The following is a 20,551-nucleotide window of genomic DNA, read 5'->3' as shown; positions in this document are numbered from 1 at the left end:
GCCCGGGGTAGAATAGCTCATGAAGGACGGTCTCCAAAAAATAGGTGCAGTTCTGATAGTCCTATTCCTCGTGACTGCGGCCGTGGCCGCGGTCATTTCTGTCAAGAACACGGGCGACGGCCTGCCATCAGGGACATTGCCATCCTTCGAGACCAAGGGGCAATTGATGGATTTTATCCGTTCGAAAGGGCCGGGCCGGTCGGACCAGGTGAAACTGTCCGGTCCTTATGATGCGGAGGATTCAGGAAGCAACTATCATACTGGGACGAACGTTCAGGTCTCTGGTGTCGATGAGATCGACAGGATAAAGACCGATGGGGCGTTCGTGTATATTGCATCCAGCGATAGGGTGTCCATCGTCCTGGCATATCCATCTTCTTCGATGTCGAACGTCTCAGAGGTGCTCATAGATGATATCCTTGGGGTCAAGGAATCCTATTCTTCCATTCTTGGGATCTACCTATTTGGGGGCATGCTCATATTGATATGCGATACCTTCTCTTATCAAGATGGCCATTGGCCCATGGACGGGAAATATTGGGCGCCAAGCAAGGCCATGACGGTCGCGGTGGCGGTCGACGTATCGGACCCCTATTCCCCGAAGGTCATGAAAAATGCCGGGGTGGGCGGCTTCTCTGTCGGTTCCAGGTTGATCGAGGATAGGTTGTACATTATCTCCCAGGACCCGATATGGAACAAGGACCGCATCGACCTTCCGAGGATAATGGTCGATGGAGATGTGAGAGAGCTATCTGCAAAGGACGTAAGGTTCGACCCCGACTGTACAAGGGTCAGCACCTTCACGAACTTCCTTGTAATGGACATTGCTGACATGTCGGTCAATTGCACCAGCATATTGACCGACGTCTCCTCCACGTTGTACGTATCAGCAATGAACATCTATCTTGCCTTCGTGGAATGGCGATGGGACCTGAGCACCTGGGGGGCTGAGGATGCAGCGGTCTCGTCGGACAGCTCCGAGGTCTTTACCAAGATATTCAAGATAGATATCTCTGGGGGAGATATCAGGCCCGTAGCGATGGGAAAGGTGGACGGATACCCATTGAACCAGTTCTCGATGGACGAGAATGATGGGCTGTTGAGGATCGCCACCTGCTCCGGTTGGGCCCATAGGGAGAACATGGTCTTTGTGCTCGATGAGGGCATGGAGGTCATAGGAAGCCTGAGAGGAATAGCCATCAATGAGACCATCCAATCCGCGAGATTCATCGGCGATACGCTCTATCTTGTGACCTTCCTTCTGACCGACCCTCTGTTCGTCATCGACCTGAGCGACCCAGGGGGGCCGAAGGTCTTGGGCGAGCTGGTACTGCCTGGCTTTTCAACATACCTGCATCCTGTGGGTGACAGCTTGTTGGTCGGTATAGGGTTGGAGGATTGGACGTTGAAGGTGTCCCTTTTCGACGTCTCAGACCCCACAGCACCGATAGAGAAGGGAAAGGTGATGGCCAACATCAATGCCTGGTCATCCGCCCTCTGGGACCACAAGGCGGTGATGTTCGATGATAGGCACCATCTGTTGGCGATACCTGTGTTCTCCTTCGATGAGGGGACGATGACCTCCAGCGAGGAGGTCCTGGTCTTCTCGGTCGGGACGGAGGGTCTAGACCTCGTCGCCAGATTGAGCAATGGCGAAGGTGAAAGCTCGCCCCGGAGCATGGTCATAGAGGACACTTTCTACACTATAACCACCACATCGATGGTCGCATGGAGCATCTCAGGTTTCGAGATGGTCGGCAAACTGGTCTTCGCAGAGGATTCGGCCGATGTATGGTATCATTGGGCGGTCGAGGACGGTGCCATAGTGAGATGAGCGGACAGCTGAAAGGGATAAATCTCCCTGAACAGGATATGATGCCCGAGGAGAGACGGTTGAGGGTTGAGCTAGACAAAAAGGCGCTGTACGCATTGGCCTCGGATTCCAGGCTTGAGATATTGAAGGCCCTGACCAATGAAAGAAGGACGCTCGCCCAGCTCTCAGAGGCCCTCAATGCCGATAAGGCAGGCGTCCTCAGACATCTCAAGAAGCTCGAGGAAGGCGGCCTTGTCACCAGGACCGAGGACCACGGGTTCATCTATTACTCCCTTACATGGAAGGCACGGGACCTGATATCCCCCGGCGAGAACACGAAGATAATCATCTTGATCTCCTCGGTCTTCGTGCTGCTGTTGGCCACGTCCTTGGTCCTTTTCGCGGCTTCATCCTCCTATGACCTAGGTCTTGGGAACGACAGGGCGGGCGAACAGGGCCAATCCGAAGGCGACCCTGTCATGGTCAATGATACCGATGACACGTCGGCATTATACCTCCTATGGGCAGTGGTCCTTCTCATCCCGGCGGGAGCTCTTGCCTATATGGCCTATGTCAGGCATAGAAAGCCTAGGCAGAAGGACCCTGAGCTGGCTGAATCCTGGTCCTCAGAGGGCAGGCGGGAGCTTCTCGATTGACATCACTAGTTTCGCCGCACCCCCCTCATCCATGATTTAAATCCAATGTATTTTTTCGGAGGAGTGAAGTGGAAGAGCCACGCTGCAATCACAAGGGCCGTCTGCAAGGAGCTCGGCGTCCCAGAGCACTATGAGGAGATGATCGTGGACGGGGCGGTCGAGCCCGATAGGAATCCCGTGCTTGTAGGAAGAAGTACGACCAAAAGGCTCAGGGTGGCACATCACGGGCGTTCGGACCGTGCCACGACCGTCCTTCTGTGGAAGGCCCGGGCTGCATATCTCGATGGCGACGATGAACACGCATGTCGACATCTGGGAAGGGCCCTGCATTACATCCAGGACAGGTGCGTCTCGAGGTGCCTTAGTTGGCACAGGCATTGCCTGCTCGAGGAGCGGATCATGGAACTGGCGGTCCCCCATGGCCAGGTCATAAATGGTATAAGGCATTCAAAGAGCTCACCTGATTTTATCCGTTCATGTGTGAAGGCCATCAGGCCCAGCTCAGAACCATTCTCTGCCCTCGCCCAGGCCACCTTTTATTCGGCAGCGATCATCTCCTCGGTCCTCGATGGACCGGACCCGCCCCCGTCCATCGAGGAAATGTTGAGACGGTCGTCGATCATACGGACGATAACACTGGTCACATCGGCCGTGTCGGCCACCATCCTAATATTTCTCGCCTTAGGGTCGGCCGGCCCCTTATTATTGGTCTTGCTAATAATACCGGCCGTGTCCATGGCCATATCTGAGAGGAGATATCGTTCACTGATAGAACTGGCAGAATGGCACGGGTGCCTTTGAGGTCTCTCCCTTAATATCAATGAGCGCCATAGGAGGAACCGAATGGAGCAGCATGACGTGACCGACATCTTGCGAATGAGAAGGGCGGTGATCCTCAGGCAGGGCGAGGGCCGGGGCCCCGTCGTATATTGGATGAGCAGGGACCAGAGGGTGGACGACAATTGGTCGTTGACCTTCGCTGACGCTCTTTCCAGAGAACGCTCCGCAGTCCTTGTCGTGGCGTTCTGCCTCGCGCCATGGTTCCTTGAGGCGAACAAGGAGCATTACAGGTTCATGTTCGAGGGCCTCAGGGAGGTCGAGGGCCGGCTTTCAGCGTTGAACATACCTTTCTACTTCCTTCAAGGGGACCCCCCGAAAGAGGTCGGCGACCTGGCCGAGGAGATCAGGGCATCGATGGTCGTTATGGACCACGATCCATTGAGGATAAAAAAACAATGGAGGGAGAGGTTGGCCATCGATCAGGATGTGGGCCTGTCGGTGGTGGATTCTCACAACATCGTGCCTTGTTGGGAAGCGTCGCCAAAGCAAGAGTATTCCGCAGCGACCTTCAGGCCGAAGATCGGCAGGCTCCTTCCTGAGTTCCTCTATAGGACACCCCCACCGATCAGGGGGAGGTCGGTCAGAAATGAAGACGGCTCTCCGATGCCGATCGACGTCGAGGCCCCAGAAGCGTCTTCTTCGATAGGTCAGAGGATACAGATCAAGGGCGGCGCATCCCACGCCTTGAAAAGGCTGAGGGACCTCATCTCCTCTGGCCTAAGAGGATACTCGGCCGACAGGAACGATCCGGTGATCGAAGGGCAGTCCGGACTCTCGCCCTACCTTCATTTCGGTATGATATCGGCACAAAGGGTGGCGCTCGAGGTCATGAGGTCTGAGGCACCTGAGAACGATAAGGCGGCATTCCTCGAGGAGCTCATCGTCAGAAGGGAGCTCTCCGACAACCTTTGTCATTACAACTCGAATTATGATTCGGTCGAGGCATTCCCCGATTGGTCCAGAAGGTCGTTGGAGGAGCATCTCGGCGACCGGCGCGAATATATTTATTCCATCAATGAGCTGGAATCGGCCGATACCCATGACCCCCTATGGAACGCCGCACAGCTGCAGATGGTCAGGACAGGAAGGATGCACGGTTACCTGAGGATGTACTGGGGCAAGAAGATCCTGGAGTGGTCGGAGACCCCACAGGATGCGCTCTTTAAGGCCATCCATCTAAATGACAGGTACGAGCTCGATGGACGTGATCCCAACGGATACGCAGGCATCGCATGGTGCATCGGCGGCGTGCACGACAGGCCCTGGCCAGAGAGGCCGATATTCGGAAAGGTCAGGTATATGAGCTTGGACGGGGCCAGGCGGAAGTTCGACGTCGAAGCGTACATCTTCAGGTACGGCCGTGAGGCCTGAACGTGCATGTGGGAGCTCACAGGCGCTTGTTCAGAGCATTGACCGAATCTACGACCGAGTCGATGGTCTTCGTCTCGATCACCACGCTCATTCCATGCGAGGAGGCGAACATCAAAAGCCACATGATGTCCAGCTGACCTTTGAAAAGGACCTGATGGTCTGTCCTACCATCAAAATCGTGAAGGTGCATGTGGGCCAGGTTCCTTTCATACTTCAGGAGGACCTCCCTCTCCCTGAACGACGTCTTTGCGTCATGTCCGACATCCCAGGTCAGGTGGAATCCGTCGATCTTTGTGAGTTTGCACAGCGCCCTGGCCACAAAATCCAGGTCGAAGTTGCATACGTTCTCCACGCTCACTTTGACGCCAGCTTCCTTGGCCTTGTCGATTATCGTTTGGAAAACATCGAGGATGTTCTTCTCGAACATGTCATAGAACTTATCGTAGATCCAGACCCTATGACCTGGCAATGTGAAATAGATGCCTGGGTTGATATGGAAGTTGAGGAGCTCGACGCCCGCCTCCCCCGCCCAATCCACCGATTCCATCGCCCTTCTTACCGCGCCCTCCCGGACGGAGCGATGCATCGAGGCCAGGTCCAGGTCATCTGGCATATGCATTGTGAACCCTACTCCTGTCTCCTCCGTGACCCTTTCCAACATCCTCGGTGCCAGATTCTCTGGGAAACAATATGGCATGTTCATGTTGAGCTCGACGAAGGAAAGCTCCAATGAGCTGCAGAGGGCGGCGTTCTCCTCGACGCTGGAGAACTCGATCAACGCGGGCATTCCTAATCTTGGCCTTCTCATCACGTTCCAGGTCATGTGTACCTAAGAACCTCCTGATAATCCTATCCATGGGCCACGACCGAGATCGAGGTCGGCCGGACCCCGGGACATCACCCTTTCTCGATCGACACATTTTGATATTGGATGGGGCGACCATCTGATGACCAATAGCGGTGCAAGGAACGGCGCGCGAATGAGATGGGAAGGTATCAGCATCTATTTATCCGACCTCGTAGTACAATCCCCTCATGCCTCAGATGACCTTCGCCGAGAAGGTGCTGGCGAAAGCTGCTGGCAAGGACCATGTCGAACCGGGAGAGATAGTCAATGCCAAGATAGACCTGGCCATGTCGCACGAGAATGCCGCCTTGGTCCTGAGGTCGTTCAAGGAGATGGGCGCGGCCCACGTATGGGACAGGAACAAGATCGTGCTTCTGTTCGATCACAGGGTCCCGGCCAACACCACTAAGGCGGCGGAGGGCCATAAGGCCGTAAGGGACTTCGTGAGGCAGGAGGGGCTGCCAATATTCTACGATATGAGGGAGGGCATCTGCCACCAGGTCCTGCCTGAGAAAGGCCATGTTAGGCCAGGGATGCTGATCGTGGGCACCGATTCGCATACGACGACCTATGGGGCGCTGGGAGCGTTCTCGACAGGGATCGGGGCAACGGAGATGGCCTCCGTATGGACCACTGGAGAGCTATGGCTCAAGGTCCCAGAGACGATCAGATTGCATTTCGATGGAAAACTTCCCGCCGGGACCATGGCCAAGGACGTGATATTGAACGTCATAGGACAGATGGGGGCCGATGGGGCGGATTACCGTTGCGTCGAATACGTCGGCCCGACGGTCGCATCGATGACCATCGCCTCTAGGATGGTCCTTTGCAACATGGCCGTCGAGATGGGGGCAAAGGCAGGAGTATGCTTCCCAGATGAAACGACCGACCGTTATCTGAAGGGAAGGGGAAACATCGGATATCAAGCGGTGACCTCGGACCCAGAGGCACCAGTTGAGAGAAGGGAGGATTATGACGTTTCCGCCCTGGGACCGCAGGTCGCATGCCCTCACTCCGTTGACAACGTCAGGCCCGTCGAGGAGGTCGAGGGCATCCCGATAGACCAGGCGTTGATCGGCTCTTGCACGAATGGAAGGATGGAGGACCTTGTGGCCGCAGCGACGATATTGAGCGGAAGGGAGGTGGCCGAGGGCGTAAGGCTCATCATCGTACCTGCCTCGAGGGAGATATATCTGGAGGCGGCGGACAAGGGATTGATATCTTGCTTTGTGCGGTCCGGGGCGGTCGTCCTCAACCCAGGATGCGGTCCGTGCCTCGGAGCGCATCAAGGCCTGTTGGCGCCGGGGGAGAGGGCGATATCCACGACGAACAGGAACTTCAAGGGGAGGATGGGGAGCCCTGATGCCGAAGTGTATCTTGCAAGCCCGCTCACCGTCGCGGCGAGCGCCGTCGAGGGGGCCATAGCGGACCCCAGGAGGCTGCTGGCATGAACGGCAAGGTCTGGGTCTATGGCGACCACATCAACACGGACCTGATAATACCGGGCCGCTATCTCGATGATTATGACCCGAAGAGCCTTGCCAGGCATGTCCTGGAGGACCTCGACCCGTCGTTCAGCAAAAAGGTGGCATATGGGGACATCATCGTGGCGGGCAGGAACTTCGGATGCGGTTCCAGCAGGGAACAGGCCCCCATAGCGATCAAGACAGCGGGAGTGGGCGCAGTTATAGCTGGGAGCTTCTCAAGGATATTCTTCAGGAACGCCATCAACATAGGCCTCCCGGTGATCGAATGCAAACAGGCCGCCACGATGTTCAGGACCGGCGAGAGAGCGTTGATCAACATCGAGAAGGGAATATTGGTCAACGAATCCACCGGCGCGAGGACGAGGTTCGTGCCGCCGCCCGATTTCCTGATGGAAATCATAAGAAGCGGGGGCCTCGTCAGCTATACGAAGAAAATGATCAACAAATAAGATGGGAATGCCCAAAGTTGCGGGCATGCATCCGGACACGGGTGTACAGCCAGGAGAGATTGGGATCAGCCAGACATCATTCGATGACATACGAAGTCGTCAAAAACTTTATAACCCCCCCGTTAATATGGGGACACTCCCTAATTGGTGAATTCATGAAATATACCAGATTTGAGAAGGCGCGCATTATCGGTGCAAGGGCACTGCAGATTTCTCTAGGTGCGCCAGTCCTGCTGGATTTTCCTGAGGGCGTCATAGACCCGATACAGATGGCTATGATGGAGTTCGAGAAGGGAGTGATCCCGATCACGGTAAAACGAGACGAATGAGGGTATTGAAATGAGTGAAGAAGCAAACTTGAATCTTCTGGTGCCAGAGGATGTGTACCTGACGTCGGGTGTCCACATTGGTACTCAGCAAAAGAGCGCTGACATGAAGGGTTTCATCTTCAAGGTCAGGTCTGACGGTCTTTACGTACTTGACGTGAAGCAGACGGACGAGCGCATCAGGACCGCTGCGAAGTTCATCGCGCGATACAAGCCCGAAAGGGTACTTGTAGTCTCAGCAAGACAGTATGGTCAGAAGCCGGCGGAGATCTTCGCCAAGACCATCGGCGCGAAGGCGCTCGGAGGCGACACCCCTGACAAGAGATATGTCCCTGGAACGCTCACCAACCCACAGCTCAAGAACTTCACCGAGCCTGACATAATCATTCTGACAGACCCGGCCGCCGACAAGCTGGCAATGGAAGAGGCCATGCAGGTCACCATCCCCATCATCGCCCTCTGCGATGCCAACAACGAAACGAGGAATGTCGATTTCGTCATACCGACTAACAACAAGGGCCGCCGTGCCCTGGCATGTGTCTACTGGCTCCTCACCCGTGAGGTCCTGAAGGCGCGTGGACAACTGATGAACGACGCCGACTTCAAGCTCACCATCGACGACTTTGAGGCGTCGCTCTGAGCGCAAACCTATATCAAACCCCTTCCCCTAATCCTTATTTTGTATGGTAAGACGCCCCGCCGTCGCAGGTCAATTCTACTCCTCCCGCGCCGCCTCGCTGAGGGCGGAGGTCGAAGGGTGCTTCCTATCACCGATAGGCCCAGGGATGTTGCCGAAGCTTGCGCTGAACGGGCCAAGGAGGATCGTAGGGGCCATGGTGCCGCATGCCGGCCTGATGTACTCAGGGCCTGTGGCGGCGCACGTGTACAACGCAATCGCATCCGACGGGTTCCCCGAGACGTTCGTCATCATAGGGCCGAACCATCACGGCGTCGGAAAGGGCGTGGCGGTAAGCACGGAGGACTTCGAGACGCCTTTAGGGGAGGTGAAGGTCGACAGGGAGCTCGTCTCGAGGCTGAGAGGTGTCGTGGAGCAGGACCGCGTGGCTCACATGTACGAGCACTCCATAGAGGTCCAGCTTCCGTTCCTCCAGTACATAAGGCCCGACATCAAGTTGGTGGCCATCTCCATGGGATATCAGGACCATGAGACCGCAAAGGAATTGGCCTCTTCCATAAGGAGGGCGGCGGAGGGCAAGGACATCATAGTTCTGGCATCCAGCGACATGTCCCATTATGTCCCTCCATCGACTGCCAAGGGCATGGACTCGAAGGTCATAGAGCGAATCTTGGCCTTGGATGCGAAGGGCGTATATGATGCCGTGAACAGGCTCGGAGTATCGATGTGCGGGTACGGTCCAGCGATGGCGATGCTCATGGCGTCGGATGGTTCGAAGGCCGAGCTTCTCAAATATGCGACGTCGGGCGATGTCACGCCAATGCAGCAGGTGGTCGGGTACGCTGGGATCGTCGTATACAGATGACCTTGTCCTGTCCGATGGGGCCGGTCCCCCGTACAAACATAAAAAAACATGGTCGGACCATATCTGGCCTGATATCGCTCATTGAGAGGTGTGAAATATGGAGGGACAAAAGGTCTGCCCGAACTGTGGAAGGCAGAACGTGGCGGAGGCACAGTGGTGCGTGGGGTGCGGCACAAACATCGCTATGGTATCCATAAGCCAAGGGCAGGGACCTTGGCAACAGACAGGCCAACCGCAGTACCAATCCTCATCGTATTATGGTCAAGCTCAAGGGCAGCCGACATTGCCGAGACAGCAGATCGCGAACGCGATACAGATGAGAACGCAGACAGACGAGATCATACCGGTCTTCTGGGTGCTGTTGCCCATACTTGGTATAATCGTCATAATCGCCCTCACATTTTTGATAGGGTTCATTGGGATGGGCATCGGGGTGGTGGTGTTCGGGGCCCTCTTCGCGGTCCTGGTTTACAAGCTCATCAACAGGCAGAACGAGCATATCAAAAGGGAGGTCGTTCTCAGGAACGCCATCATGAACCTATTGAGGGACAAGGCCCGTGAGCAGTACAAGGAACAGATGATCTCTGGCCAGATAGCCACCATGGAAAGCATCAACCAGGAAGCCTCATATAAGGAGCAGGAGAACAACGCCGTCCTGTTCACGATAATGGCATTCATCCCGTTATTGCAATTCTATGTGCTCTATGTTCTGACCAAGCATCCGTTCGAGCATGACCAGAGGTGGCATGCCTTCACGCAGCAGGTGCAGTACGCAGGAAGCCAGCTGGGCATGAACATCATGACCCCTTCCTGGAAGACCTTGCCGCAAAGGTCGTTCATCCTCTACCTGCTGGTCTCGATATTGTTCTCACCTTTCATGTTCTACTGGATGTACGTGCTGATAAATGATCCGAACGAACACTATCATGCGCAATGGCAGTTCGAGGACCAGCTGATGATGCAGCTAAGGTAGATCTGAACTCTCTTCCTTCTTTTAATTAATTTTAACACCATTCAGATTGTCCGTGCGCTCATTTCAACTTAGTCCCGCACATCTTGCAGAAACCATGTTCCGGTTCCACCTTGGTGCCACAGCTCCTGCAATAGTTGATCGAGGTATCTGAACGACCATCCGATGTCTGCTGTAATGGTTGATACTGAATCGGTGATCTCCCACAGAACGGGCAGAATGCGTAGGACAAGCTGATCTTGGCCCCACAGTTCATACACGTCCTGGTCTCGCTGGAGGGATCCTCCTCATATTTCACAAAGAAATAGATCAATGCTGCAGGCCAACAGAACAAGATCAGCAGGATCAGGATCACCCAGCTACCAACAAACTTCTTCCTTGCCATGTCCCCTCCCAAGATCGTGAGCTTTAAAAAAAGAATATGGCGGCCTCATCCCATAAGGCCTTATCATTTCACTGAGGCGGCTGCACGGGCGGCTTGCCGCAGTGTGGGCAGATGCTGTATGAGATCGCGATATTGGCCCCACAATTCATACACGTCCTGGTCTCCTCTTGCTCCTCGTACTTCATGAAGAAGTAGATCAGAGCGGCGGGCCAACAAAGGATGATCAACAGGATCAGGATCACCCAGCTACCAACGAATTTCTTTTTTGCCATAACCCCCCTCCTTGGAATTTTATGGATTCAGCGGAATGCTCAATATTTAATAAAATCGGTTCCAGATCCTGATCCGAGCTCATTTTCCTCTCGCACAGGCAGGGAAATTTCGATAATCTGGACATTTTTTACAGCTCAGAAGGAGCTTCCAACCACGTATCCCCATGAACGCAAAGGCAGATAGGACCACAAATGGGTATATCACGATCTTAAGTTCATCTGGGCAATGCAAAATGGCCTGGATGGTCAGGGCCAGTATCGTTCCGAGCATGATATTGAAGATGATGTTCATGGCCTTTGACCTGTCAATCAAGATCCTTAGGGAGTTTATCATGAAGAGGACAAAAGCAGCTCCGAAAAGGGTCCAGAAATCATCGATTCCCAGGAGCATCAAGACCAGGAAAACGGCAATGGCGGATGGATACACTGTAAGACATCCCCTGCATATCTTTCTCCCTGATATGATGAAGAAATGATCGTCATACCTTCCGCACATCGGGTGATGGGCCAGGACTATCGGCTCATTTTTAAGCTCATCCCTTATCTTGCTCATTATTCCAGCATCTTATGAAACAGATCTGACTATAATACAGTTTCATCGACTCCTTAAAAAAAGAGAAAATGCAGGGAGAATGGCCTGACCAGGCACGGTCCCCGCGGGCTCCATTCAGATGATCTTCATCCTGCCCAGGGCAGGCTCATAGACAAGACCTTTGTCAAGCAAGGAGTTGGTTATCTCGTCCAGCTCGTCCCGCCCGATGTTCTTCTTCTCTGCCTCCTTGACGATATCGTCCCAGGAGGCCCCCTTGCCCGTCTTGTCCAGGCTCTCGACCAACTGGAGAACGGTCTTTTCCTTGTCGACCGATTCCTCGGTCTCCTCCTCGATCTCTTCCGGTATGTCCGGGACCTCCTCATGGACCGCGAGGCCAGCCTGGGTCTCTGGCAGCAGGTACTTCACGGCATCTAGGACAGCCTCCTGGTAACGCTTAAGGTCGACCTCTCCGTAATGTTCCATGGCCTTGATGACGCCGTCCGCCAGTATCGGGCTGAAGCCCAGCTTGACGAGCGCCTCGGCCGTGGGCTTGGACATCTCCTTCGCCTCCCCCATTGCCTCTATGCGATTGAGCGTGGCCTTGCACGTGTCAAGGACCCAAAGGTCCCTGGTCACTGCATCGACGACGCGCACCTTCTCAGGCCTGATGGAAACGTACATCGTCCCCTCCTCGGGGGAGTAGGTTCGGACCTTCCCAATGACCGCAACGAACTTAGGAGGCTGGATCTTCGCCAGTGCCGCGGTGGCCTCTGGCTGATACTGACCGGAAGAAAGATAGAAAGTACCGGTCGGGTCCTGTATCCTTGCACGCCACATAGGCTCCTCCTCCGAGCCTATGTTATCTATGTCGGTGAGGACGCCCACCACAAAAAGTCGGTTTATCGATGCACCCAAAGGCGTCACCAGGTGCGATGGGGCCTTGTCGCCCTCGCCTTTTATCTCGAGCCTCGAGGAGTTGAACTCTACAGCGAAGACCCTCCACGATAGCTCCCTTGAGATCATTGGAACCCCTCCAACTTCGTAAGGAGCTTGGTCGCTTCCTCCTTCACGTCCACATTGACGAAGCTCGCCTCGCTGACTATCATCATGAGACCGTAATCGTCCTTCAGAACGTTCCCTCTGACGCTCATCGGCATGGCCAAGATCTTTTCCTCGATCATCTCCTTGATCACGTCCGTCGTCATCGCCTCTTGGGCCCTGCGTTTGCAATCCTCCAAGGTCAAACCCAGGACGGACTCGGTCACCGCACGGTTGAATATGACCGCCATCGATGCCTCCCCATCATCCAGGACCGCCTTGGTCCTGAGATCATCTGTTCCATTGACCTTGCCATGGAGAAGGCAGGCCCCTTTTTGGACCACCCTCTTGCACTGAGGGCATCTCTTGAGCAGTCCGGAACCTTCCCTGACGTCCACAATCGTACCCTCGACCACAGCGTCGGTCGCTCCACCTACCTTCTCGATGTCCATTATGGTCCTTGGCTTTGGTTTTCCCCTGTTTAATTCTGGGAGATCCTCTATCCTGAGCCTGTTGACCGTGGCCTTCTCACCGAAGTTCAGCTTGGGGACCCCCTTCCAAGATTTGACATAACCATTGGTGATCTTCACGACCTCGTTCGGCTTGAGATCGAAATCATGCCATGCTGAGTACTGCACGCGGCCCGTATCATCTTCCAAGATGCCTGAGAAAACGACCTTAGGTCCATCCTCCGTTGGGACCTCCCGCCTCTCCACCGACAAGATCCGGCCCGAGACCGTCACATTGTTCATCCCGTCTGAAAGCTCGCAGACCTTGACAGGTCCTGCGCTGTAGGAAGAGCGTATGGACATTTCGCCACCCTGCATATCATCCTTCGGCCTCTGCTCCACTATCGCCCTGCTCCCGAGGTTCAGGTCCACCCTTCCGTTGTACTCGCGGGTGTATCCATTCTTGATCAGCACGACATCGCCCGGCCTTGCCTGGAACCTGGAAGGGTCCCATGCCGTGTATGACATCGAACCAGTGTCGTCGGCGACTATCCCGTAGACGATCTGCTTAGCCGGCTTTCCATCAGTGCCAGGGATCTCCTTAGGGTTCACAGTGACGACCTTGGCGAGGATGTCGACCGACGCCTCACCGCCCTTGATGTCGGCGATCTTCCTGGGAGCCTCTTTGCCCAGGGCGTTCGGGTCACCGCCGAAGCTCTTGACGACGCTCCTCTTCGCCGTGTCCAGAGAGACACGGTAGACGTTCAGATAATTCTCAAGCTCTTCCTCGATCTTCGATTCTTCCACTTTTCCTTCCAGCACCCTGGCGATCTCCTTTACATGGGGTGCGATCTCGTTCTTGTCCATGAAATCCCTCCTGCCATAGGCAGTTCGGCAGGAAGATATCAAAATACCCCTTAAATGAACTATTCAAGGGTTCAGCGAAAGTAGAAGGACAAGGCCCGGCCGGGGGATGGCGGAATAGGTTTAAGAGATCATTCTGTGAAGGTCTCTCCCTTCTCGTAGTTCTCCTTAAGATGGCTGATCAATATGTCCCTGTTGTTCCGGAGATGGGACTCGTACCATGCCACTATGACATCCCTCAATATCTCATGGACCCTGTCAGGGTCTGCGGTGGCCAGCTCCGAGTCATAAAGGACGAACTGTCCGAATATGCGCTTCCAGCCAGCATATTTGTAATAGTGCTCGCCCTCGCAGTAGTCAAAGACTATGCGGACACGAGGGGTCGCTTCGGCCGAGTAATGCCAAACCTTGAGCGAATCCCCCATACGTCCCTGGACCTGTGAGCGGTCGATGAGCTGAAGGTTGTTCACGAGATCGAAATCCACATCCGGTCTGAACGACCATTTCTCCGGGAACGTGTCCTTCTCGAAGGCGAAGAAAGTGCTATAGGTCGGCTCCATGGTCATGTTCACGCCGATCTTGCCGAAACGGTTGAGGATGTTCCAGAAATCCTCGATGAGCATCTTGTTGATCCTGGTCTTCTGCATATGGAGCTCGTCACGGTCGCGGGACACGGCCATCGTCTTCTTCTCGAGCTCTGCATCGAGCTTGCTGAACCAGTCGTCCTTACCAGATTTCTCAGGAGCCAAATATATCCCCCGCCGGATAATAAGACTACGTAAATAAATAGATATCCTAGAATCTGGCCAAATCCATTTCACGAGAGCCTTGGGAGTCATCTGTAGGTGGTATTGTATTTATTATCAAGGTCGCCATATGCCCCACAATGGGCCTGATGGACTTCCTTTCGCAGATGGAGGGGGACGTGATCCTCTACCCCATCTTGCTGTTCCTATATGCCGTCGCAGCGGCGGTGTTCCTGCCCATACCCGTCGAGATAGTGCTGTTCGGGGGTTCGAACACCCCGCTGGTCGTCAAAGCATTGGCCCTTGGCGCAGGAAAGGCCGTCGGCAGCATGATCGTCTTCTACATCGGGTACGAGATCGAGGCGTTCGTGAGAAAATGGTCGGTCAAATGGAAGTTCTTCGGGCTGGTGGTGAGGTTTTCAGAATGGTTCGTGTCCAAGCTCAAATATGTTGGCATGTACCTGCTCCTGAGCGTTCCCCTGATGAGCGATACCGCCGTTCTATACGTCTTCTCTTTGTTCAATAAGGAAGGTACGACCCTCGAGGTCCGGAAGTTCGTGATCGTGAATTTTTTTGCAGGGATCACACGAGTGGTCATCGTCTGGGCGTTCTTTGAATGGCTAGGTTATAAATTGGTATGATTTAACGGCCATTAAGACATATAGTTTCTTTGTAGGTCCTTGGAAACATTTATTAGACCAATACAAATTCTACAATAATGGTTCCGAAGAGTAAGATCTCAAAGGTCCTGTCCGAGTATGAAAAGGACAAGATCACGATTGCCACGCTCTGTTCTCATTCCTCGCTTCAGATCTTTCACGGGGCCAAGCAGGAAGGTTTCAGGACGCTCGGTCTGGCGGTCAGGCCTAACAACAGGCATTATGACGCTTTCCCGCTCGCAAAGCCGGACGAGATAATAAAACTGGAATCCTACACGGACCTCATTGATAAGGCGGACGACTTCCTCGCCAGGAACATCATCATCGTGCCCCATGGTTCCTTCGTCGAGTATATGGGCACCAGCAAGTTCGAGGATATGCCTATCCCCACCTTTGGTAACAGGAGGGTCCTGGGTTGGGAGTCCGACCGTGGCAAGATGAGGGAATGGATAGAGTCGGCCGGCATCGACATGCCACGCGTCATCGAGGACCCCAAGTCCATCGACCGCCCTGTCCTTGTCAAGTACTGGGGGGCCAAGGGGGGGAGGGGGTTCTTTATAGCCAAGGACTATATGGACTTCAAGATGGGGATCGACATGGAGCAGCCTTTCACCATCCAGGAATACATCCTCGGGACCAGATATTATCTGCATTACTTCTATTCGCCAATAAAAAAGGATGGTTACCGCGTCAGCGATGGTTGCATCGAGCTCATGTCCATGGACCGCAGGGACGAGAGCAACATAGACGAGATGTACAAGCTCGGGGCGGCGGAGGAACTTAAGAAGCTCGGCTACTTCCCCACCTTCGTAGTGACAGGCAACGTCCCGGTCGTGATAAGGGAGAGCCTTCTGCCCAAGGTCTTTGAGATGGGCGAGAAGGTCGTCGAGAGGTCCGAACAGCTCTTTGGCGGCATGATAGGGCCGTTCTGTCTTGAGACGATAGTCACCGACAAGCTCGAGTTCAAGGTCTTTGAGATATCCTCCAGGATAGTTGCCGGCTCCAACCCGTTCGTTTCTGGCTCTCCCTATGCGGACCTGGTCGAACCCGGCATGAGCACTGGCCGCAGGATCTCGAGGGAGATCAAGGTTGCATTACAGAAGGACCTGATAGACCTGGTGGTCTCATGAGGGCGACAATACTTATCATCGATTCAGAAATAGAGACATTGCCCAGGGAGAAGGCCAAGGGCGCAAGGTTCAGGGCGACCTCCGACACGATCTTCGGCCAAGGGGAGGTCATACTCGACTCTTGGCTGCATGCGGACGTCCTCAGATACATGTCGGGAGGGACCCGGAGGGGAAGGCCGGACATAGTGCACCATGCCCTTTCACTGTGCATAAGCTCTCTCGCATACAGAAGAGGCTATATCGACGTCATCGTGCACACTAGGAACGACGAGGTCATAAGGTTCGGAAGGAGAGCTTATGTCCCGCAGAACTATTTCGAGTTCCTGCACATGCTGGGGCAGCTCTATTCAAATGGGCACGTAGGGTCTGGCGACGAGACGATAACGATAGAGAGCGTATCAGGTCTCGAGGACCTTCTCACAAGCATCGGGGCAGACCTGAACGTTGTGATGTCGCCCCACGGCGAGATAAAGGGACTTGAGAGCCTCCTCAAGGGCTATGAATCGAAGACAGCGGCGATAATGTTCGGTGGGTTCCCCGAGGGGGAGTATAAGAGCCCTGCCTACGACCTTGCCGACATTGCGGTCACCCTGGGGTCAGAATGGCTCAACATCAACGCGGTGACGGCCGAGATACTCCGGTGCCTTCCTAAATGAAAAAGGGGAAGTAGGTCCTGTCATCTGAAAGGAACAGGACATATGTTGATTACCAACCGCGCTCCTGCATCCTCTGTTGTTCAGGGATCGTAGCGATCTCGATGCCATGCATGGCCTCGCCGAGCCCCTTGGATATCTCCGCGATGACATGAGGGTCATCAAAGTTGGTGACAGCGTCGACAATGGCCTTTGCCCTAGCCTTTGGATTGTCGGACTTGAATATCCCGGACCCTACGAAGACGCCGTCGCTCCCCAGCTGCATCATCAGGGCCGCATCCGCAGGCGTCGCCACACCACCTGCCGCGAAGTTGATCACTGGCAGCCTTTGCAGCTTTGCCACCTCCTCGACGAGATAGATGGGCGCCTCGATCTTACGTGCTACCGCGACGAGCTCCTCACGATCCTTTCCCTTCAGCTCGCGTATCGCTCCCATCACCATCCTCTGATGCCTCACGGCCTCGATGATGTTACCGGTGCCAGGCTCTCCCTTCGTCCTTATCATCGCGGCTCCTTCATCGATACGCCTCAGCGCCTCCCCAAGGTCCCTGGCCCCGCAGACGAACGGGACCGTGAACTTGCTCTTGTTGACATGGAAGAACGGATCTGCCGGAGTGAGCACCTCCGACTCATCTATCATGTCGACGCCCAGCGCCTCCAGCACCTGGGCCTCCACAAAATGACCTATCCTGCACTTTGCCATGACCGGTATCGTGACTGCATCCATTATCTCCTTGATCTTCTTAGGGTCAGCCATCCGGGCGACGCCCCCCTGTGCGCGTATGTCCGCCGGAACGCGCTCCAGCGCCATGACCGCCACAGCTCCGGCATCCTCAGCGATGCCCGCCTGCTCCGCATTGGTTACGTCCATTACGACGCCCCCCTGCTGCATCTTGGCAAATCCTCTTTTCACAAGTTCTGTTCCGTACCGGAGCTTGGTAAGGTCCAATTCGAAAACCATTGCCTCTCACCGGTCGCGTTTAGCGGAAGTTTGTTATAAAAGTATTTCTAACCAAATGAACAAAATAGTAGATAATTAAACAATAATGTACATGGAAAAACCCCGGCCGTGCCCTGTTGGCACATGAAAAGGAATAAAGATACCATACACGTTAGCACGCATCGATGGTAGCTCGAAGGATGGGGAATGTGCCCGAGTCAGGGACCGTGAAGATCGCCAACGTCGTCAGCAAGCTCAGACAGGAGGGGGTCAAGGACATGATCTCGTTCTCGATGGGAGAGCCTGACTTCACGACACCTGACAACATAACCGAGGCCTGCATAGTCTCTCTGAGGGACCACTTCACATATTATACCCCTTCAGCGGGCATACCCGAGCTCAGGGTGGCCATAGCAAGCATGCTAAGGGCAAACAACGGCATCCCGTGCGAGGACGCGAACGTTCTTGTGACGCCAACGAAGCAGGCGATATTCATGACGATGCTGGCCCTCGTTGATGAAGGGGACGAGGTCGCCATACCCGACCCTGAATGGGGGACCTTCGATGCCTGTGCCAGATTGGCAGGCGGAAAGGTCAATTACGTCAGGCTGGGCCAGGATGAGGGGTTCACTCTCACGCCCGAGAGACTGATGGAATCGCTCACCAGAAAAACGAGGTTGGTTGTGATCAACACCCCATCGAACCCTTGCGGTGCGGTGATGTCCAAGGAGGACATCAAAGGTGTGGCGGACATAGCCAAGGACCATGACCTCTATGTGATATCCGATGAGATCTACGAGAAACTGGTCTTTGAGGGTGAGCACATCTCGATATCATCTTTGGAAGGGATGTTCGAGAGGACGGTGACTCTGGGTGGCTTTTCAAAGACCTATGCGATGACAGGTTGGAGGCTCGGTTGGGCCATAGCGCCACCCCCTATCTTCAAGGAGCTCAACAAACTTCAGACACAATCGATAACCTGCGCCACCTCCTTTGTTCAAAAGGCAGGCGTCGAGGCGTTGAAGGGCCCGCAGACCGCGGTGGAGGAGATGAAGAAGGAGTTCAAGGCGAGAAGGGACCTCATCTATGACCTGATGCAGGAGATACCGTCCTTGAGCTGCCCTAGACCTAAAGGGGCGTTCTATCTATTCCCGTCGTACGATAAGGGAATGCCATCTGAGGACCTCGCCGCATTGCTCCTCGAGAAGGCGCATGTCGCGGTCACGCCTGGAAGCGCGTTTGGGCCATCGGGCGAAGGCCATATAAGGGTCTCGTATGCGGCTAGCAGGAAGGACATCATCGAGGGAATGGAGAGGATAAAGAGGGCGATGGCCTCCCTATGATCCTCATTTCTTCGGGATCATGTTGGGTATAGACCCCTCGATCGGATAGATGGCCTTGCAGCCAGGGCAGATAAGAGAACCCCTGACGACCTCATCACCGTCCGCCTCTTCAACCTCTAGCCCCAACGGATATGATCTGCAGACCGGGCAGGCCAAGATATCGAGGAGGTCGCGCTTCATCATATCCGGCAACAGCGTCGGACCGATTTATTCCTTCCTTAGAAAAACTCCGAACGATTAATATCCCTCCAAGGAATGACCAGGACATGTTGCGTGTCGGGGTCATCGGCGTCGGTTCGATGGGCCAGAACCACGTACGGGTATATTCCGAGATAGCGGACCTCATAGGGGTCCATGACGCGGTCAAGGACCAGTCTGTCAAGGTCGCCCAGAGGTTCAACATCGGGTCCTTCGACAGCTTGGACGACCTGTTGGACAGGGTCGACGCCGTCAGCATATGCACCCCCACCTCATTCCACTACGAGATGGCGATGAAGGTCATCAGGAGAGGCAGGTCACTCCTCGTCGAGAAACCGTTCACCGGTGACAGTAAAAAGGCCGAGGAGCTCACCAAGGCGGCCGAGAAGGAGGGGGTGACCCTCTACTCAGGTTTCATAGAACGGTTCAACCCGGTGGTCTCTGTCGCCAAAGAGGCCATCGACAAAGGTCGGTTCGGGAGGGTGATATCCCTTGCCTCCCGGAGGGTCTCTTCATTCCCTTCGAGGATAAGGGACGTGGGCGTCATCATGGACCTGGGGATACACGACATCGATGTCATCAGGTACGTCACGGCCTCGGAGTTCCGTTCGGTGTATGCCCTTGGGGGCAGGTATCAAGGGACCGGCTTCGAGGACTATGCGAACCTTCTTCTTGAGATGGAAGATGGCGCGGTGGCCTTCGTCGAAGTGAACTGGCTCACACCGATGAAGGTCAGGAAGATGTCCTTCACCTGCAGCACAGGGTTCGTCCAGCTCGACTACACCGACCAGAGCCTTGAGATCTCGACCACGAGGATACCCGAGCTCGACCCCGGGGATATGTTCAGGATACTCATCGAACATGACGTGAGAAGGATCTCTGTTAGGAAGGAGGAACCGTTGAAGAAGGAGCTTGAGAATTTCCTTGCAGCTTCCGAAGGTCATTCCAGGCCGTTCGTCGGTGGAGAGGACGCGGTCGCGAACCTCAAGGTCTGCGAGGCGGCACAGGAATCGCTGAGGTCGGGGACAAAGGTCCCATTGTAAATCTATTTATCTTGATCGGCATACCCACGAGGGATCAT

The 20,551-nt window shown here is 54.7% G+C and carries 24 protein-coding genes; 15 read left to right on the top strand and 9 right to left on the bottom strand.

What is annotated here, in order from left to right:
• Positions 1–19 precede the first annotated feature (19 nt).
• The 4 genes from HPY73_04470 to phrB all read left to right on the top strand — a co-directional run bounded on the left by HPY73_04470 (position 20) and on the right by phrB (position 4,680).
• Positions 20–1,834, top strand: a complete 1,815-nt coding sequence (locus tag HPY73_04470; protein QLH74771.1) for a beta-propeller domain-containing protein — start codon at positions 20–22, stop codon at positions 1,832–1,834.
• The gene (locus HPY73_04465; protein QLH74770.1) at positions 1,831–2,469 is read left to right on the top strand and encodes a winged helix-turn-helix transcriptional regulator; all 639 of its coding nucleotides are present in this window, start codon (positions 1,831–1,833) and stop codon (positions 2,467–2,469) included. Before HPY73_04470 ends, HPY73_04465 begins: the two co-directional genes overlap by 4 nt.
• Before the next feature lie 63 nt (positions 2,470–2,532).
• On the top strand, positions 2,533–3,270 hold the full coding sequence (locus HPY73_04460) for a hypothetical protein (GenBank protein ID QLH74769.1): 738 nt from the start codon (positions 2,533–2,535) through the stop codon (positions 3,268–3,270).
• Between the two features lie 42 nt (positions 3,271–3,312).
• Positions 3,313–4,680: a deoxyribodipyrimidine photo-lyase gene (phrB, locus tag HPY73_04455; protein ID QLH74768.1), complete on the top strand. Its 1,368-nt coding sequence runs from the start codon at positions 3,313–3,315 to the stop codon at positions 4,678–4,680.
• Between the two features lie 16 nt (positions 4,681–4,696).
• Here the strand turns inward: phrB and HPY73_04450 are convergent, their stop codons facing one another.
• Positions 4,697–5,503 (bottom strand): TIM barrel protein, encoded by an 807-nt coding sequence (locus HPY73_04450; GenBank protein QLH74767.1) that lies wholly within the window; start codon positions 5,501–5,503, stop codon positions 4,697–4,699.
• Positions 5,504–5,715: 212 nt separating this feature from the next.
• Between HPY73_04450 and HPY73_04445 the strand changes: the two genes are divergently transcribed.
• The 6 genes from HPY73_04445 to HPY73_04420 all read left to right on the top strand — a co-directional run bounded on the left by HPY73_04445 (position 5,716) and on the right by HPY73_04420 (position 10,264).
• Positions 5,716–6,978, top strand: a complete 1,263-nt coding sequence (locus tag HPY73_04445) for a 3-isopropylmalate dehydratase large subunit (protein QLH74766.1) — start codon at positions 5,716–5,718, stop codon at positions 6,976–6,978.
• Positions 6,975–7,463, top strand: coding sequence for a 3-isopropylmalate dehydratase small subunit (locus tag HPY73_04440; GenBank protein ID QLH74765.1), 489 nt, complete (start codon positions 6,975–6,977; stop codon positions 7,461–7,463). The genes HPY73_04445 and HPY73_04440 overlap by 4 nt, the downstream gene beginning before the upstream one ends.
• Before the next feature lie 155 nt (positions 7,464–7,618).
• A complete protein-coding gene (locus HPY73_04435; GenBank protein QLH75666.1) occupies positions 7,619–7,792 on the top strand; it encodes a DNA-directed RNA polymerase subunit K in 174 nt (57 codons plus the stop codon).
• Between the two features lie 10 nt (positions 7,793–7,802).
• Positions 7,803–8,429, top strand: coding sequence for a 30S ribosomal protein S2 (locus HPY73_04430; protein ID QLH74764.1), 627 nt, complete (start codon positions 7,803–7,805; stop codon positions 8,427–8,429).
• Positions 8,430–8,472: 43 nt separating this feature from the next.
• Entirely contained in the window at positions 8,473–9,291 is an 819-nt protein-coding gene (locus HPY73_04425) for an MEMO1 family protein (protein QLH74763.1), read from the top strand.
• Between the two features lie 97 nt (positions 9,292–9,388).
• Entirely contained in the window at positions 9,389–10,264 is an 876-nt protein-coding gene (locus tag HPY73_04420) for a hypothetical protein (protein ID QLH74762.1), read from the top strand.
• Between the two features lie 58 nt (positions 10,265–10,322).
• Here the strand turns inward: HPY73_04420 and HPY73_04415 are convergent, their stop codons facing one another.
• The 6 genes from HPY73_04415 to HPY73_04390 form a co-directional block, all read right to left on the bottom strand.
• Positions 10,323–10,646: a zinc ribbon domain-containing protein gene (locus HPY73_04415; protein QLH74761.1), complete on the bottom strand. Its 324-nt coding sequence runs from the start codon at positions 10,644–10,646 to the stop codon at positions 10,323–10,325.
• Between the two features lie 68 nt (positions 10,647–10,714).
• Positions 10,715–10,918, bottom strand: a complete 204-nt coding sequence (locus HPY73_04410; GenBank protein ID QLH74760.1) for a hypothetical protein — start codon at positions 10,916–10,918, stop codon at positions 10,715–10,717.
• Positions 10,919–10,997: 79 nt separating this feature from the next.
• A complete protein-coding gene (locus tag HPY73_04405; GenBank protein QLH74759.1) occupies positions 10,998–11,471 on the bottom strand; it encodes a hypothetical protein in 474 nt (157 codons plus the stop codon).
• A gap of 114 nt (positions 11,472–11,585) precedes the next feature.
• Positions 11,586–12,473: a hypothetical protein gene (locus tag HPY73_04400; protein QLH74758.1), complete on the bottom strand. Its 888-nt coding sequence runs from the start codon at positions 12,471–12,473 to the stop codon at positions 11,586–11,588.
• Positions 12,470–13,804: a DNA-binding protein gene (locus HPY73_04395; GenBank protein QLH74757.1), complete on the bottom strand. Its 1,335-nt coding sequence runs from the start codon at positions 13,802–13,804 to the stop codon at positions 12,470–12,472. Before HPY73_04395 ends, HPY73_04400 begins: the two co-directional genes overlap by 4 nt.
• Before the next feature lie 128 nt (positions 13,805–13,932).
• Positions 13,933–14,550, bottom strand: a complete 618-nt coding sequence (locus HPY73_04390) for a hypothetical protein (protein ID QLH74756.1) — start codon at positions 14,548–14,550, stop codon at positions 13,933–13,935.
• 146 nt (positions 14,551–14,696) lie between these two features.
• Here HPY73_04390 and HPY73_04385 point away from each other — a divergent pair, with 146 nt between their 5' ends.
• The 3 genes from HPY73_04385 to HPY73_04375 all read left to right on the top strand — a co-directional run bounded on the left by HPY73_04385 (position 14,697) and on the right by HPY73_04375 (position 16,992).
• The gene (locus HPY73_04385) at positions 14,697–15,188 is read left to right on the top strand and encodes a hypothetical protein (GenBank protein ID QLH74755.1); all 492 of its coding nucleotides are present in this window, start codon (positions 14,697–14,699) and stop codon (positions 15,186–15,188) included.
• 77 nt (positions 15,189–15,265) lie between these two features.
• Positions 15,266–16,336 (top strand): formate--phosphoribosylaminoimidazolecarboxamide ligase, encoded by a 1,071-nt coding sequence (locus tag HPY73_04380; GenBank protein ID QLH74754.1) that lies wholly within the window; start codon positions 15,266–15,268, stop codon positions 16,334–16,336.
• Complete coding sequence (locus HPY73_04375; protein QLH74753.1) at positions 16,333–16,992, top strand: hypothetical protein; 660 nt, start codon at positions 16,333–16,335, stop codon at positions 16,990–16,992. The genes HPY73_04380 and HPY73_04375 overlap by 4 nt, the downstream gene beginning before the upstream one ends.
• A 49-nt stretch (positions 16,993–17,041) precedes the next feature.
• Here the strand turns inward: HPY73_04375 and pdxS are convergent, their stop codons facing one another.
• Positions 17,042–17,950 (bottom strand): pyridoxal 5'-phosphate synthase lyase subunit PdxS, encoded by a 909-nt coding sequence (gene pdxS / locus HPY73_04370; protein ID QLH74752.1) that lies wholly within the window; start codon positions 17,948–17,950, stop codon positions 17,042–17,044.
• A 164-nt stretch (positions 17,951–18,114) separates the two neighbouring features.
• Here pdxS and HPY73_04365 point away from each other — a divergent pair, with 164 nt between their 5' ends.
• Positions 18,115–19,272, top strand: a complete 1,158-nt coding sequence (locus tag HPY73_04365; protein QLH74751.1) for a pyridoxal phosphate-dependent aminotransferase — start codon at positions 18,115–18,117, stop codon at positions 19,270–19,272.
• Positions 19,273–19,275: 3 nt separating this feature from the next.
• On the opposite strand, the gene HPY73_04360 is transcribed toward HPY73_04365, so the two are convergent.
• Positions 19,276–19,452, bottom strand: coding sequence for a methytransferase partner Trm112 (locus tag HPY73_04360; GenBank protein ID QLH75665.1), 177 nt, complete (start codon positions 19,450–19,452; stop codon positions 19,276–19,278).
• Positions 19,453–19,538: 86 nt separating this feature from the next.
• Between HPY73_04360 and HPY73_04355 the strand changes: the two genes are divergently transcribed.
• Positions 19,539–20,513: a Gfo/Idh/MocA family oxidoreductase gene (locus HPY73_04355; GenBank protein QLH74750.1), complete on the top strand. Its 975-nt coding sequence runs from the start codon at positions 19,539–19,541 to the stop codon at positions 20,511–20,513.
• Positions 20,514–20,551: the final 38 nt, after the last annotated feature.

This window comes from Methanomassiliicoccales archaeon (assembly GCA_013415865.1).
GTDB lineage: Archaea > Thermoplasmatota > Thermoplasmata > Methanomassiliicoccales > UBA472 > MVRC01.
The sequence above is the reverse complement of the archived record's forward strand: the minus strand, read 5'-3'. Positions and strand labels throughout refer to the sequence as shown.